This is a genomic window from Alcanivorax sp. HI0007 (genome assembly GCF_001635525.1).
Lineage (GTDB): Bacteria > Pseudomonadota > Gammaproteobacteria > Pseudomonadales > Alcanivoracaceae > Alcanivorax.
The window spans coordinates 1-15,892 of record NZ_LWEJ01000157.1; the positions used below are offsets into that span (position 1 = coordinate 1).

Here is a 15,892-nt window from a genome sequence, read left to right on the forward strand (position 1 = left end):
TGTTGACCCCGGCTTTAGCCGCCGCAGCATGGGCCTGGAAGGGGACGGCATGTTCCGCCTGGCCTGCTGTGATGGCTATCAGAGAGGCACCGGGCTTGGTGAGATAGTCGAAGCTGGCCCTGAACACGTTAAATGTACCAATAAGGTCGATATCGACGACGGTTTTAAACGCATTCGCAGATAACCCCACAATGGGTGAGAAAAAGTTACCTGCCGCGCCGGATACCAATATATCAATCTTGCCGAAGGCCTCTGCCGTGGTTTTTATGGCTGTCTCAACCGCTGCATAATCTCGAACGTCGCAGGGCATACCCAGCGCACGTCCACCTGAAGCCTGCTCAATCTCGGCCTGGGCAGCCGCCGCCCTTTCCGCATCTCGACCAATCACTGCAACCCGGGCACCAGCGCACGCAAACGCTTTTGCGATACCCAAATTAATCCCTCGAGTGCCGCCCGCAACGAATGCCACTTTGCCGGCCAAGAGATTTTCACTAAAACATTGACTCATAAGAGCCTCCTGACAATTTTTTTAATCATCTTTGCAAGGAAATTTGCGTCCCCGTTTACAGGGCCTGCTGATCCTGAAAATGCCTGTTAACGGTCATCGGCCTTCACCGATTTCTTGTGAACAAGATTGGCCATGGCGCCAAGGGGCATCATGCGGATAAAAAGGCTTTGCAAGGTCACGGACAGGCCGGGCAGGGCGTAGCGTTTTCCCCTTTTGAGGGCCGCATAGCCGGCTCTGGCCACGTCTTCCGGGGCCGCGATTTGGGCAGAAACAAACTCCCTGATGCCGCTGGAAGAGGTGTGTTTGCTCTGGGCGGTGTCCAGGAAAGCGGTTTTGGTGGTGCTGGGACAGAAGCAGGTGACCTGCACGCCGTAGGGTTTCAGCTCTTCGTGCAGAGAGGCGCTGAAATTGATCACGAACGCCTTGGTGGCACTATAGGCAGCGAAGAAGGGCATGGGGCAGAAGCCGGCCAGGGAACCAATGTTCAGGATCTTGCCCCGGCCACGGGCTTTCATTGTCTCGCCCACCAGCATGCACAGCTTGCTGAGCAGGATGTTGTTCAGGGTGAGCATACGCTCCAGCTTCTTGCTGTCCTGCTCCACGTGCTCGCCCATCATGCCGAAACCCACATTGTTGACCAGTACGTCCAGCTCGATCCTTTCCTGGTCCAGCCACTGCATGATGGCTTCGGCGGCGCCGGGCTGGGACAGGTCCATTTGCACTCCCCGATAGTCCACATCTTTGCGCTGTGCTTTCAGGTCATGACCCAATGCATCCAGCTCATCCTGCAGCAGGCTGAAAACGATGATGCGGTAGCCGTCCGCGTTGAAAAGCTTGCAGAATTCCCGGCCAATGCCGCCGGCGCCGCCGGTAATCAGAACAGTTTTTGTCATGGGACTCTCCTGTCAGGCGTTGCCGGTGTTGTCGTCCGGGCCAAGCTGGAACGGACGGATGATCATGTTGCTGGAATGCTCCCGGTGATATTGCTCGCGGGCCTTCCAGGCCTTGCCGTAACGGTAGAAGGGAATGGTGGGGTAAAGGTGATGCATCAGGTGATAGTTCTGATACATCAAGATCGGGGTCAGAAGCCATTCCTTACCCATGCGCATCAGTGCGGTGGCGTTGGGGTCGTCGTCCTGCCGAGCAGTATGCGGATAGTGGGGAAGTACCATGAACACCAGACACATCAGAAAGAACGCAAAGTAGGTGGGCAGTAGCCACAACATTAACGCTTCATAGGGGCGCCAGAGGATGAGGGCAGTCAGCGCCAGACCGGCCACCGCCAACTCGCGCTTGATTTCCGAGGGCTCCACATTGGGCAACACCTCCGGCTTGCGCAGGTAGTTGATCAGATAGATGAAGGGCCAGAATCCCCACAGCGGCATGGTCCACAGGCTGCTGGCCATCCAGTGATCCGGGTCCTTTTCCGGGTCATTGGTAAAGCGGTGGTGACGCATATGCATCAAGCGAAACAGTGTGCCCTTGCCGAACGGCACCGCTAAAAACGTGGCGATGGAGAGGATCAGATCGTTGTGTTCCGGCTTTTGGGCGGCGCAGCGGTGAATGGCCTCATGGGCAGGCGTAAACAATGCATAGCCGGTGATGCTGATAATGATCAGCCCGACCCAGGCCGGCCACAGGCCACTAAGTACCATTGTCCAGGTAAGAATGTTGACGGCATGGGAGGCCACCAGGATAGCCACGGTGGGCCAGGCAATCCTGGGGGATAGCTTGAGCCGGGCCAGCGTCTTGAGGTCATCTTGTTGTGTGCCAGTTGTATTTGTCATGGGCGCTCTCCTGAATAGGTCCAATACAGAGTGTTTACTTTTCGGCATGGCAACATAAGCGCGGAAATTGCCAATCGGGGGATAAAAAGTGCCAATGCGCGGAATAAAAAAACGGGCGGCAATTGCCGCCCGGAAAGGGGAACATCAGACAGAGAAGGGTTTACGGCCTCAGGACGGGGAGCCCGTTAATACCGCTGCCTGAATGTTCACGGTGAGAGGGTTTGCATGCTTTTCGAGCCAGGATCTGTGCGATGCACCCCAGATAACCCAGAATGCCGGCGACGGTTCACCCGGCCAGAGGTTGCGAGATCTTCAGGGCCTCAGAGCGCGGGGCCAGTCAGCCCTGGTGTTCTCCGCGATACATTTCCCATGTTCCCTCGTTTACTGGGTGACCAGTGTCACTGGAATACTGGGCCTAGGAGAGCGCGGATACCGACAAGATGGGGATGGAAAGTGACAATCTACGCTGAGCGCTTCTGGCCATACGTTGCAACAGTGAGCGGTGTTGGCAAAAGAGTGTCTCGCTAAGCGGTGTATGACAGGGGGCTACTGACCTAGACCTCTTGATATCGCCTTGCAGGACTCATTGTCGTTTGGGGTTATTGCTGGCGGAAACGGCTGGGGCTGGTGCCGAACCAGCGTTGAAAAGCGCGTCTGAAGCTGGCCACATCGGTGTAACCCAGATCTTCGGCAACGGCAGCGACGGTATAGTGCGGCAGGCTGAGTAACTGAGCGGCGCGGCGACTGAGGGTCTGGTCCAGCAATTGCTGGAAGCGGGTGTTTTCCTGCTTGAGTTTGCGGATCAGAGTGCGTGGGCTCATGTGTAACTGATCGGCGATGCTTTCCAGAGTCGCCTTGCCGGGTTCCTGGTGAAGCAGGGATAGCACTCTGTCGCTAAGCGTTCCCTGTTTGCGCAAGGTTTCCTGGCGAACCTCGCACTGTCGGATGGCGACCCAAAGCAGATCCCTGTCGTGACTGTGGAGAGCTTCATCGCCGTAACTGGCGGGCAAGCTGAGTGCAGCGTCAGGCGCATCGAAGACAATATCCATTCCACGAAAAACCTGCGGATAGGCGTCGGCCCAAGGCGGAGCGGGATAGTTGAAATACACGCAGCCGTCATTCAGTGGCCGGCCGCGCAACATCACATAGCAGGCGTAGGAAGAGGCCATCGCTGATTCAGTAAGAAAACGGATGGCGCTGTCATGTGGATAGGCAAATACCAAACGTAAAGTGATGCGTTCCGGTGTTTCTTCCATCACCGTGTTGAAGATGCGGGTGCGAGTATTATTAAACCGTGCAAACAGCCGCATGGCGTCGCGCAGCGTCGGGCTTGCCATGGCAGCCATGCCCATGGGGCCATGCATGGCTGGCAGGGCGCGCAGGCCGGATTGCAGGGCAATATCCGGCTGGTCGGTGAGTTGATGGGCATTGGCAATCAATTGCCGGGTTCCATCCCAGTCAATAAACCCGTCGCTGTGTAGTAGCGTTTCCTCATCAATCCCGGTTCCGCGCACCAGCGCTGTCAGGCCAGTATCGTCCAGGCCCAGGGTCTGGGCGATCATGCGGCAGTAGGTCAATGCCAGGTCCGGGGTCATGGTCGAGCAGATCCTGTGCGGCGGTGATCACGGGGAATCGGGAACACTCAGATAGTCGCACCTGGATTTCCGGCAGGCAATGACACAACCGCGCGACCCATGGCAAGGCTGAGCGCAGTGGACAAAAAAACGGCCGTCAGGGGTGACGGCCTAAGGGGGGGAAGCATGAACCCTCACGGGTTCGGGTATCACAGAATCAACGCAGGGATGTCTGTCTGGAAAGGCATGACGCTTTCCAACAATCACAGATTAGCGACAGGCCAGAATGAAACACAGAAGACTGTATTGAGGGGTGTGATCAGATTTTTCGATCAATAAGAAAAATTGAGGCGGGGTTCAGACCAGCGACTTTCGCATGGCATGGCGAGTCAGAGGGATGCCAGCGCGCTCCGCCTGTTCCTGACCTTCGCTGGTAAAGCCCATGTAGGCAAAGAAATCATGGGCGGTGAGGCTGGCGTGGGTGGTCAGCTCGGTGATGCCTTCGATGCGGGCGCCGTCTTCCAGGTGCTGGTAGAGCAGGGTGGCGATGCCCACTCGGGAGGCCTCCGGATGGACGAAGACCATGTTGATGTAATCGCGGATCCGGTGGGCAAACCCCACCAGCTTGTCATCCCATTCCGCCACCACGGTGTCGCCCTCGCTGAGCACCGAGATCAGGCTGTCGTAGTTCTGGGCCTGGCTCCAGGCATCCCGTTGTTGCTGGTTGTACTCCGCTGCCGCACTGACCTGGATGGCCTCACGGAATACGCCCAGCAGCTCGGCCATGTCCTTGCTGTCCAGGGGGCGTATCTGGAAGGGCATGAGGGCCGCGATGGGGTCCGGCTCCGACGCGCGGGGAGCGGGTTCCGGCGCAGGCTGAGCGGCGGAGTAGGCCGGGGCCTCCGGTTGAACGGGGGTGCGGTGAAAAAGCTGGCGTAGCCATTGCAACATCATTGCTCTGCCCGGGCAGTGTCATCTGCCTCTTCGGATTGTTTTTTCAGTGCCTGGATTTCCTGCTGTAGGGCATCCAGGTATTGGTCTTGCTGACGGAGAAGTTGCTGCGCAGTGGCCTGCCGCTCCTGTAATTCTGCCGCCCGCTCTGACAGCTCCTGCTGTTCACGCAGGCGAGCGTCACGCTCCTCTTCCGTGAGCAGACGGGCGTTGCTGTCCTGTTCGGCAAACAAGATGCTGGACAGGATCAGCGCGATGGCAGCAAACAGGTAACGCACGGACTTCCCCCAAACCGGCCGTGAAGGGAATCAGCATAGCAAAAAGGAGGTGGGAAGGGGGAGGGCTAGCTACGAGCTACGCTGGCTGGATAGGGAGAGGCCAAGGAGTTACCACGAAATCCGTGTTCTCTACGAAGCCGCTGTGGGAGCTATGCTTGCATGGCGAACCGCGCTTGCGCGGAAATCGCCCGCAGGGCGATCAGGCATTTCAATCCTAGACAGGTCTTTCCGGAAAGAACGGAGGGCGGACTTCCTCCCCTTGTCGCCTCGCGACGCTCGGTTCGCACCTCAAGCGGTGCTCCTGCGGGGCGGGGGAAGATCGGTGCAGTTCGCCCGAGGCTCAGTGCACCCTACGGTGGGGCCACAAATGCAGGAGGCCGCGTCCGGTGTTCGGGCGCGGCCTCCTGGGTGAGAGCAAGCAACGCGTTCAGCCTGCGTTGCAGCTTGTCGCTTGCGGTTTCTCCTACATCATTTGCCGCAGCACATAGTGGAGGATGCCGCCGTTCTTGTAGTACTCCACTTCGGCGGCGGTATCCAGGCGGGAGAGGGCGTCTACCTTCTGTTCCTTGCCATCCTTGCGGAATACCACGGTGACGGTGTCGCTGGGCTTCAGGTCATTGCCCAGGTCCGGGATATCCACCTCTTCCGTGCCATCCAGGTTCAACGTCTTGCGGTCGGTGCCTTCCGGGAACTGCAGTGGCAACACGCCCATGCCGATCAGGTTGGAGCGGTGAATGCGCTCGTAGCTTTCCGCGATCACCGCTTTTACGCCCAGCAGGTTGGTGCCCTTGGCGGCCCAGTCGCGGCTGGAGCCGGTGCCGTATTCCTTGCCGGCCACCACGACGGTGGGGACGCCTTCCTTCTGGTAGCGCATGGCGGCGCCGTAGATAGAGATCTCCTCGCCACCGGGCAGGTGTTTGGTAAAGCCGCCTTCGATATCCGGCGTCATCTCGTTGCGGATGCGGATATTGGCGAAGGTGCCACGCATCATCACCTCGTGGTTGCCCCGGCGCGAGCCGTAGGAGTTGAAGTCCAGGGGTTCCACGTCATGCCCCTGCAGGTAATGCCCGGCGGGGGAGTCCGCCTTGATGGCCCCGGCGGGGGAGATGTGGTCGGTGGTGATGGAATCGCCCAGCAATGCCAGGATGCGGGCATCCTTCACCGGCTGCACATCGTCCACCTGCTTGGTCAGCCCGTCGAAGAACGGCGGGTTCTGAATGTAGGTGGAGCTGCTGTCCCAGTCGTAGGTTTCGGAGTCCGGGATTGGCAGGCTCTGCCAGACCTCGTCGCCTTCAAAGACGCTGGCGTACTGGCTACGGAACATGCTGTTGTTGATCTTCACCAGCTCATTCTGGATTTCCTCGGAGCTGGGCCAGATATCTTTCAGGTACACCGGCTGGCCGTCCTTGTCCTTGCCGATGGGGTCCTTGTCCAGATCGATCTTCACCGTGCCGGCCAGGGCGTAGGCCACCACCAGCGGCGGGGAGGCAAGCCAGTTGGTGCGAACGCTCTGGTGGACCCGGCCTTCGAAGTTCCTGTTGCCGGAGAGCACCGAGGCCACCACCAGATCGCCATCACTGATCGCCTTGTCGATTGCTTCCGGCAACGGGCCGGAGTTGCCGATGCAGGTGGTGCAGCCGTAACCCACCAGATCGAAACCGATATCGTTGAGGGGTTTCTGCAGGCCGGTCACATCCAGGTAATCGGTCACCACCTTGGAGCCCGGGGCCAGCGACGTTTTCACCCAGGGCTTGCGGTTCATGCCTTTCTCGGCGGCTTTCTTTGCCACCAGCCCGGCGGCCAGCATGACGCTGGGGTTGGAGGTGTTGGTGCAGGAGGTGATGGCCGCAATCACCACGTCACCGTGGCTCATGAAGTGCTTCTGGCCGTCGATCACCACCGGTACCTGGCCGCCACTGGGTTCATGGTTGCCCACGGCGGTCTGGCCGCCTTCTCCTTCCAGTGTGCTGATTTCGTCGTCGTTGAGCTTGAGGGTCTCGGTGACCACATCAATGAAGGTGCGTTTCACCGCAGTGAGCGGTACCCGGTCCTGGGGCCGTTTGGGGCCGGCCAGGCTGGGCACCACATCGCCCAGATCCAGTTCCAGCACATCGGTGAACTCCGGGTCCGGATCGGCGCTGGAGCGCCACAGGCCCTGGGCCTTGCAGTAGGCTTCCACCAGGGCAATGGTGTCCGCATCACGGCCAGACAGCTCCATGTATTCGGTGGTGCGCTCATCAATGGGGAAGAAGCCGCAGGTAGCACCATACTCCGGTGCCATGTTGGCGATGGTGGCCCGGTCGGCCAGGGTCAGGTCGGCCAGACCGTCGCCGAAGAACTCCACGAACTTGCCCACCACGCCGCGGCGACGCAGCATCTCGGTGACGGTGAGCACCAGATCCGTGGCCGTAATCCCTTCGCGCAGCTTGCCGCTGATCTTGAAGCCGATCACCTCGGGAATCAGCATGGCAATGGGCTGGCCAAGCATGGCGGCCTCTGCCTCGATACCGCCCACACCCCAGCCCAGTACGCCCAGGCCGTTGATCATGGTGGTGTGGGAGTCGGTGCCCACCAGCGTGTCCGGGTAGGCGTAGGTGTTGCCGTCGTCGCTTTCGGAGGACCATACCCCCTTGGCCAGGTATTCCAGGTTCACCTGGTGACAGATGCCGGTGCCCGGTGGCACCACCCGGAAGTTGTTGAAGGCTTTCTGGCCCCAGCGCAGGAACTGATAACGCTCCCGGTTACGCTGGTATTCAATCTCCACGTTGTCTTCAAAGGCCTGCGGATTGCCAAACTTGTCCACCATTACCGAATGGTCGATGACCAGATCCACCGGTGTCAGCGGATTGATGCGGGAAGGATCCCCGCCGGCCTTGTGAATGGCGTCGCGCATGGCGGCCAGATCGACCACGCCGGGGACCCCGGTAAAGTCCTGCATCAGCACCCGGGCCGGACGGTAGTTGATTTCCTTGTCGGAACGTTTGTTCTCCAGCCAGCGCATCACGGCTTCCACGTCGGCGCTGGTGACGCTGTCGCCGTCTTCAAAACGGAGCAGGTTTTCGAGAAGGACTTTGAGGGAGAAAGGGAGCTTGCTGAGATCACCCCAGCCCTTGTCGGCGACCGTATTGATATCGAAGTAATGATAGGTCTTGCCGTTGGCTTCCAGCGTTTTCTTGCTGTTAAGGGTGTCCTGGCCAATCCGTGTCACTACACACCTCCTGGGCTCTGGTTGGAGTCCCGCACTGATGGATAGAACGGCCACCAGCGGGAACACTGGCGCAGGATCCATATCGCAATGCCACAAACCGAGGCACTGATGACCCTGCGTTATGACGTTAAGTCATTTCATACTACGCCCTTATGGTGGGGACATGAAACTGCCGGCCAGAGTCTTTGGCGCTATCCGGGGTCTGGAATGTAACAGCTTGTTGAATAAAGGGGTTTTGACGTTGCGAGCAGCGGGTGGGCCCGGGTAAGGAGGGCGGAAGGAACCCCTGCCGGCGTTGATCCCGGCAGGGATGTCAGCCGTTGCCGGTGTCCTGCCAGAGCAGCCAGAGGCGGGTGTCCAGCTCAAGCTGGTGGTAGTCCGGTGCCATGTGCGAGCAGAGCTGGTAAAACGACTTGTTATGCTCCGTTTCCTTGAAGTGGGCCAGTTCGTGGACCACGATCATCCGCAGAAAGGCTTCCGGTGCTGCCTTGAACTGGCTGGCAATGCGCACGCTGTTATGGCTGCGCAGTTTGCTGCCGTGGATACGGGTTTGCCGGGTGTGCATACCCAATGCCTGGCTGAGTGTTTTCAGCTTGGCGTCGTAATGGACCTTGCCCAGCGGCGGCGCCTTGCGCAGGAATTGTTGCTTGAGGCTGTTGGCATACTGGAACAGGGCCTTGTCGCCCTGAATATCATGCTTGTCCGGGTAGCGCTGTTGCAGATAATCACCCAGCTGCCCCCGCTCCACCAGGGTTTGGGCCTGCTGCTGGATCTGGGTGGGGTAGCCGGTCAGGTACTGCAGGGGGTTCATGGGCCGGTTATCGCTTCCTGGAAACGTTGGGCGTTAGTGCCAATGCTCTTATTCTGCCGAGTGGGTATGATCGCCGCTCTCTTTGCAATGGACAATCCCATGTCGTCACCCCAGGACTCTGATTATCCCCGTCGCGGCAATGCCTTCTCCCGGTGGCTGGCCGGTGGCTTTTTGCGCCTGGCAGGCTGGCAGGTGACCAATCCGATGCCGGCATTGCCCAAGGCAGTCGTCATCGGTGGGCCGCATACGTCAAACTGGGATGGCATCTATACCCTGGCGGCGATGATGCAGCTGGGGCTGGATGCTCACGTGATGATCAAGGATAGCGCCTTCAAGGGGCCGTTTGGGTCAATGCTGCGCTGGATGGGAGCGTTGCCCATTGCCCGCCACAAGGCCGGCGGGGTCGTGGAGCAGACCGTGGCGCAGTTCAACAGTCGTGACAAGCTGGTCATGGTGGTGGCGCCGGAAGGCACCCGGGGTGGGGCCACACAATGGAAAACCGGCTTCTACCGCATCGCCGAGCAGGCTGGTGTGCCTATCGTGTTGGCCACAGCGGACTACCAGAAAAAAGAGATTACCTTTGCCCGGGTGATTGAACCCTGTGGGGATGTGGAAAAGGATATGGCGGAAATTTTTGAGTGCTATGCGTCCATTCACCCCCGTCATCCGGATAAATTGTCGGCACCCCTGAAAGCCCTCCGCGAGCGGCGTTAATCGCCGCGCACCCGGTGACGGGTTTCCCTGTCACTCTCTCCCGTTGGAGCCTTGCTCGCAAGGCGAATACCCGGGAAGTTCTGACATTGTTCGCCTTGCGAGCAAGGCTCCAGCGGCAGTGGTGATGCTGCCCTGGCAGGTTTAAAAAATAAAAACCCTCCCCTTGCGGGGAGGGGCCAAACACTCCTCCCGGAGACAAGGGGAGGAGGGAGGGGGAAAGGTGCAGCGCTAGTTGCAGGCGCTGCCGTTGGTGTAGCTGCTATCCACTACCTGATTGATCCACTGATCCAGCAGGGCAGTGGCTTCGTCGTGGGCCACGCTGCGGGCGATGGGGGGCATCATCCGTTGCGGGTCGTTTTCCGCGGCCAGGCGGCAGGAAACGATGGAACTGTTTGCGCTGCCCGGTACCACCACATGCTGGCGACCGCAGGAGCCGCCGCCGGTGGCGGTGGGTTTCTTGCAGATGCCATAGCTGGCGTCCACTTCACGGAAATGATCCAGGTAGTAGCCCGTGTTGGAGGCGGCGCCCTTGTCGTTGTGACAGTGCTGGCAGTTCACTTCCAGATAGGCTTTGACCCGGCTTTCAATATCCGCATCGGAGTTGGCCGTGTTGCCGCTGTCGCCGGGCACGTTCCAGTGCGGCAGTCGCTCAATGTTGGTGGCGACGCCGTTGCTGATCTGCAACTCCGCGGTGCCGCTGAGGATGCCCACGTCGGTCCAGTACTGAAGCTGGTTGATGCGCGGGAAGCCCGCCTGGCCGGTGTTGCCCATGAAGGCGGATTCCGGCTTGTAGGCACGGTTCAGGTTGCGTGGCTTGGGCCCGATGGGGGCGCTGCCGCCGGCCTGGTCGTCGTTGCCATGACAGGTGATGCACTGGTTGGCGTTGGGCACGGAATAGTTGTCAGTGCTGCCGGTGAGCAGGGCACCGGAGTCGCTGTCGCGATAATGCCAGCTGGCGGCGGTACTACCCCCTCCCATGGTCAGACGGGCCACCGGTTGGCCATCCTCTTCGCCCCAGATGTAGGGCAGGCCTTCCCAGAAGGGTTTGCCGCTGCTACTGACCCGTTTGATCAACAGGCGGGTTTCCACCAGGGTTTCATCGCCGTTGGCCTCATCGGTGAATGCGAAGGTCTTGGCCAGCACGGTGCCGGTGGGGAAGTGGATACCGCCATTGGGGTTGCTGCCGTCCTGGCCGTCCCGGTAGACCGCCTTGGTACCGGGGGGTACGAAGGCGACCCGGTATTTGGTGGCGTAGTCGGAGAACAGTTTGGTGTTCAGGACATAGGGCACACCACCTTCGTTGGGCAGACTGCGTGGATCGGTGGCGTCGGCAAACAGGTTGTACTGTTCCAGTCGCGGGCAGTTCACCGCCAGGGCATCGCGATTGATTTCACCGCTGTCCACCTCGGCGTTACAGAGTTCGTCTACCACTTCCTGCGGCGGGGCCGGATCAAAATCGCCGCTGGGCTCGAAGGGGGGAATCTCTACCCGTGGGAGTGACGGCAGCAGTTTGCCGAAACGGGCCTGGCAATCATGATCCGACAAGTTTCTGTCCGAGGGCATGTTGAGCAGCCCTTCCAGTGCATCCAGCAGGCCGCCGGGTGAGAGAATGGACAGGTCCTGCTCAGCAAGGGCGAGCACCAGTTCCAGGCCGTCAGTGCCGTGGAAGTTCAGATAGGGTTCGCTGTCCTCGGAAAAGTCGTTATCGCGGATACAGGATCCCCAGGTGGGCTGGATGCGTTCGTTGTTCTCATCGAACTTGTAGGCGTTGTAATGACAGCTCGGATTGGGGTGCTCATTGGTGTGCAGGGGCTTGCCGTTGCTGTCCATGGGCACCGGATCCCCGTTGCTGTCCACCGGATAGGGGCAGTCCGCATCCAGCTCGTCGCGCAGACCGTCCCAGACAATGTGGGCGCCTTTACCCAGGTTGAGAATATTCTCCAGGCTGCCCAGCAGCTGGGTGGGATCATTGATGGTGGGCAGGTTCTTCAGGCCGATCAGGGTGGGCAGCACGCTTTCCACTTCCCCGTTGGCCACTTTTTCCAGATCCGGCGGTGGCAGATCGTACCCGGAGTTTTTCATCACGTTGTTGTGGATGTGGAGGCCTTCGGTATAGGGGTCCAGTTTCTTGTCTGCGGTCTTGCCCTTGCCATCGATGAGTTCATAGCTGGTGTAAATGATGGCGGCGGTGCTGTGGTCTTCAAAGGTGTTGTTGAACACCTCGATATTGTCATAGCCGAGCGTGATAAAACCGGTGCCCCGCGGCACTGCAGACACCAGCCCGCTCTGGGCGAAGTTGTAGGTATTGTTGTTGCGGGCCAGATTGTTGAGCATCACCGAGGTGTCGCCGTACTGGGTGATGTTTTCCAGATCGTAGATCAGGAAACCGCCGGTATTACACTCGGCCACGTTGTTGTCATATTCGCCGCCTTGTACATTCTCGATTTCAAACCCCATCACGTTATAGACAGCACGGCTGTCGCGAATGATGGCGGTGTTGGTCTGCCCCACGTAGATGCCGGCATCGGACGCGCCCACGGATTCACTGCCTTCCACCAGAATGTTTTCCGATTCCACCGGGTAGATGCCATAGCGGCCACTGGCGGCGCTGGGCACGTAATCCGGGGCGGGGTCCCCTTCGTTGAAGGGCGGCTTGGTGCATGCCACATGCAGACGGTCTTCGTAGTTGTCGGCGGTGACCGGCTCGCCGCCGCCAGACCACATGGCGCGCACATTGCGCAGAGTGCCCCATTTCACGCCCTTGAGTTTGAAGGCGTCACCGGGGGAATCCAGGATGGTCAGGTCTTCCACGGTAATACCGCGAATGTTCAAGGCTTCCAGGCCGGTGACGTTGGCGCTGTCCTTGAATGACAACACGGTCTCGTCTTTACCACAGCCTTTGATCAGCACATCTTCGGTGGCCTGGATCAGGAGCCCCTGGTCCAGATCGAAATAGCCGCAGTCGAACTGCAGGGTATCGCCGGGGCGCAACTGGATCATGGCATTGACCATGTCTTCGGTGGCATTGTCGCCGGGAGAAATGATGAAGGTGCGACCGTCGCCGGTGGGCGGCGTGCCGGTGTCCCCGTCATCATTGTCGTTGTCATCGCCATCATCGGCGTCACTGTCCCCATCGCCACCGTTATCATTACCGGTGTTGGCGGTGGGGGTGTTGACCGGGTCGCTGCTGCCGCCACCACCGCAGCCAGAGATGACGGTGGTGGCCAGTAACAGCAGAAAGAGAGAGCGGGCTGTTAGCGTTTTCATGGTATTCCCCAAAGTCTTGTTATGTGGCGGCGTTACCGCGCCGCCTGTTCAAGCCGTTCCCACATGCGCAGGTAGGCTTCCGCCGAGGTAAATAACTGGTTGATGGCATCGTCGATCTGTTCCGGCGGCCGGTCGCTATGAGCGACCATGTCGGCGATCTGGTCCGGGTAGAGGCCGTAGTGTGCGACGCCGCGCCCCTCATAGAGGCTGAAGGCGTGGTCGCCGGTGACTTGCTTGTCGAATACCACGCGACCATCCACAGAGGTGAACGGGTACAGGCTGTCTTCCTGATCCGGGGTACCCGGGTTGCCGGCCAGGGCGGCGATACCGTTCACGTCAGAAGCAAAGGGGGCGCCGCCGAAGGGGCCTACCTTGTAGCTGTCGGGGCGCGGGCGATTCCCGTCGCGGGTTAGCTGGTCCACCCAGTCGTCGCGAACACTGCCGAAGGAGGCGCTGATGCCCCCCTGGGCAGCGACCCGGTCACGCAGGGTTTCGGTGCCGCCCCAGCTGCCATGGCTGTTGATTACCGGGTAGCCGCGCGGCGCGGTCAGGTCGAGAATCTGGGTGGCGGCCTTGCGGCTGATATGGTCGGTTTCGATCATCATGCCGCGCTTGGCCAGTTCTTCGATCAGGAAGAAACCCAGGTCGGTAAGGCCGCGGGTATTACACAGATGGTCGGTGCCACGACGTGGGTCCAGCTCTGCCACCTCTTCCGGGCTGGCCGGAAAGCGTTCACCCAGGTAATCCAGCTGGAACAGCAATTGCTCAAAGATGCCGTAGGGTTGTAGCGGGTCGGCGAGGGGGCTGTCGTTCACTGCGTGGTCATGATCATGGTTGTGATCCGGACATTCTTCGAATTCCACCAGGTGGCCGGTTTCCAGCAGGTTGCCGCCGTACAGGACAGCACCAATGCCGATGCCATCGGACAGATCCGGCAGGTGGCCGCCGAAGGCGTTATCGAATTTGTGTACCGGGAACAGGCTGCGCACATCCATGGCATAGAGGCGGTCCAGCCGCTCCACAATTTCCTCGCGGCTGCATTCGGCCACGCCCAGGAACTCCCCGCAGTTGAGGGCCTTGGACGCTTCCACGCCGAGGATCACGGCCATCTTGCCGTCGCCGATCACCTGGCGAGCTTCGCTGGCGCTGGTCACGATGCGGAACCAGCCCTCGCCGGGGCCGCCCTGCTGGGCGTCGATGTAGTCCTCCATGCGATGCATCAGTTCCGCCTGCTGCTCGATGGCGGCCACGGTGTCGCAATCGTTCTGCTTCTGCGGATTGATCTGGCAGAGGATTTCGTTATGCACCAGGTGGTTGACCAGAATTTTCAGGCCGGACAGGTGGGCCCGCTCGATCCACTTGTAGTAACTCTGGTGGTGTTGCAGAGAGTCGTTGCGGGGCCAGAAGGGAAAATCCGGCCAGCCGCGGGTCTCGTGGGGGCCCGGGCTGCTGGTGACCTGTTCCACCAGGCCAGTGAGACCCTGGGGCCCATGGTTTTCCTGGCAGTCGTGGAGGGCGTGATCGACACCGAATTTGTGGAAGGGGTCGCCGTAGTTGACCCGGCCGCCGATGAATTCGTAGGCGGAAATATGGCTGTGGGCATCCACGTAGCCGAACACGTCGTCGTTATCGATGCCGGGAGTGTCGCGGAAGCGCTCCACCTCTTTCAGATAAATGGCCGGTCCGCTGTCGGCCACGATGGCGCCCAGCTCGGCTTCCGGGTAGCCGCTGCAACCCTCGGCATCGTTGAGCACGAAACGGGTGTCGGCGTTTTCCAGGCTGGGGGAGGTCAGGGTCAACCCATTATCGCCGGCGGTCAGCAGCAGACCGGTGACCTGGGAGGCCAGCGAGAAACTGTCGCCCTCACTGGGAGAGAGATTCCATACCGCCAGATCATTGGCATCGGAGACCATGGCCAGAGATGGACGCAGGGTGGTGTCGCCCAGATTGTTGCCGATGCCTTCCAGGCTTTCCCCCAATTCCCGCAGCAGGCCCCCCAGGGGGGCCACCGGGTCCAGTACCAGATTGAGGGTGTCGCCCAGGCCGGCTACCAGATAGCTCAGTTCACCAATAAAGTTGCCGCCCTGATCCAGCAACTCGCCGGCCGGGTCGCTGATACCGAGCAGCTGTTTCTGCCCGGCGCTGCCAGTGGTGCGCTGGTAATCCGACACCAGCAGATAGCGGCCCAGATCGGTGGGTTTGAGGGTAAAGGCGGTGGCCTGGGCGGGGTCGGTTGTCAGGCCGTAATCGCTGTTGGCGGTGTTGGCCTGCAGGAAACGGCCATCGCTGTTCAGGGTGTAGCAGCCATTGGCAAATTGGTAGCGATTGAGGGGTTCCGGCTCAGGCGCAGGCACCGGGTCCGGGTCCGGGTCCGGGCCGGGTTCCGGTGTGGGGGTCGGATTGTCGGTGCCGGGTTGGCGTGGTTGCTCGGCGGCAGTGCTGGAGGAGGAGCTCCCGCCGCCACAGCCGGCCAGAAGGCTGGCGGCCAGCAGCAGTGAGCACGGCAACACAGAATTGGTCAGGGCCGGAGCCCGGGTCAGTTGTAGCATGGCTAACCCCTTATGGCGGTCCTCGCATGTTGGGACGCCCGTTGTTGTTATAGTACGTTCGTTCTTATTGGTACGTTTGTACAACTAAAGGGTTGAGGGAGGCTGTAGCGTTATTGTCAAAAAGGGGGAGGGGTTTGTTACAGGGGCGTCGTGGAGGCCGAGAGATGGCGGTGTAGGGTGCACTGAGCCTGAGACGAACTGCACCACCCCGGCGGCTGACCGGTGCAGTTCGCCTCAGGCTCAGT

Annotated in this window: 11 protein-coding genes; 1 reads left to right on the forward strand and 10 read right to left on the reverse strand. The window is 60.1% G+C overall.

From position 1 onward, the window contains the following. The 8 genes from A3714_RS08205 to A3714_RS08245 form a co-directional block, all read right to left on the reverse strand. Positions 1 to 508: SDR family NAD(P)-dependent oxidoreductase (locus A3714_RS08205; protein ID WP_156493847.1), on the reverse strand; the 508-nt coding region annotated here is incomplete at its 3' end. A gap of 86 nt (positions 509 to 594) precedes the next feature. Further along, positions 595 to 1,401, reverse strand: coding sequence for an SDR family oxidoreductase (locus tag A3714_RS08210; RefSeq protein WP_063509356.1), 807 nt, complete (start codon positions 1,399 to 1,401; stop codon positions 595 to 597). Between the two features lie 12 nt (positions 1,402 to 1,413). Further along, complete coding sequence (locus A3714_RS08215) at positions 1,414 to 2,295, reverse strand: fatty acid desaturase (RefSeq protein WP_063509357.1); 882 nt, start codon at positions 2,293 to 2,295, stop codon at positions 1,414 to 1,416. A 599-nt stretch (positions 2,296 to 2,894) separates the two neighbouring features. Continuing rightward, positions 2,895 to 3,890: an AraC family transcriptional regulator gene (locus tag A3714_RS08220; RefSeq protein WP_063509358.1), complete on the reverse strand. Its 996-nt coding sequence runs from the start codon at positions 3,888 to 3,890 to the stop codon at positions 2,895 to 2,897. Positions 3,891 to 4,226: 336 nt separating this feature from the next. Then, the gene (locus tag A3714_RS08230; RefSeq protein WP_063509360.1) at positions 4,227 to 4,823 is read right to left on the reverse strand and encodes a GNAT family N-acetyltransferase; all 597 of its coding nucleotides are present in this window, start codon (positions 4,821 to 4,823) and stop codon (positions 4,227 to 4,229) included. Beyond that, entirely contained in the window at positions 4,820 to 5,098 is a 279-nt protein-coding gene (locus A3714_RS08235; protein WP_062816818.1) for a hypothetical protein, read from the reverse strand. Before A3714_RS08235 ends, A3714_RS08230 begins: the two co-directional genes overlap by 4 nt. 463 nt (positions 5,099 to 5,561) lie before the next feature. Next, positions 5,562 to 8,306, reverse strand: coding sequence for an aconitate hydratase AcnA (gene acnA / locus A3714_RS08240; RefSeq protein WP_062816819.1), 2,745 nt, complete (start codon positions 8,304 to 8,306; stop codon positions 5,562 to 5,564). A 313-nt stretch (positions 8,307 to 8,619) separates the two neighbouring features. Then, complete coding sequence (locus tag A3714_RS08245; RefSeq protein ID WP_063509361.1) at positions 8,620 to 9,117, reverse strand: M48 family metallopeptidase; 498 nt, start codon at positions 9,115 to 9,117, stop codon at positions 8,620 to 8,622. 99 nt (positions 9,118 to 9,216) lie between these two features. Here A3714_RS08245 and A3714_RS08250 point away from each other — a divergent pair, with 99 nt between their 5' ends. Next, the gene (locus A3714_RS08250; protein ID WP_231865994.1) at positions 9,217 to 9,831 is read left to right on the forward strand and encodes a lysophospholipid acyltransferase family protein; all 615 of its coding nucleotides are present in this window, start codon (positions 9,217 to 9,219) and stop codon (positions 9,829 to 9,831) included. A gap of 228 nt (positions 9,832 to 10,059) precedes the next feature. Here A3714_RS08250 and A3714_RS08255 read toward each other — a convergent pair whose 3' ends face one another. Together A3714_RS08255 and A3714_RS08260 are read right to left on the reverse strand one after the other, a co-directional pair. Further along, positions 10,060 to 13,098: a parallel beta-helix domain-containing protein gene (locus A3714_RS08255; RefSeq protein WP_082844753.1), complete on the reverse strand. Its 3,039-nt coding sequence runs from the start codon at positions 13,096 to 13,098 to the stop codon at positions 10,060 to 10,062. Positions 13,099 to 13,130: 32 nt separating this feature from the next. Next, positions 13,131 to 15,647 (reverse strand): membrane dipeptidase, encoded by a 2,517-nt coding sequence (locus A3714_RS08260; protein WP_063509362.1) that lies wholly within the window; start codon positions 15,645 to 15,647, stop codon positions 13,131 to 13,133. Between the last annotated feature and the right edge of the window lie 245 nt (positions 15,648 to 15,892).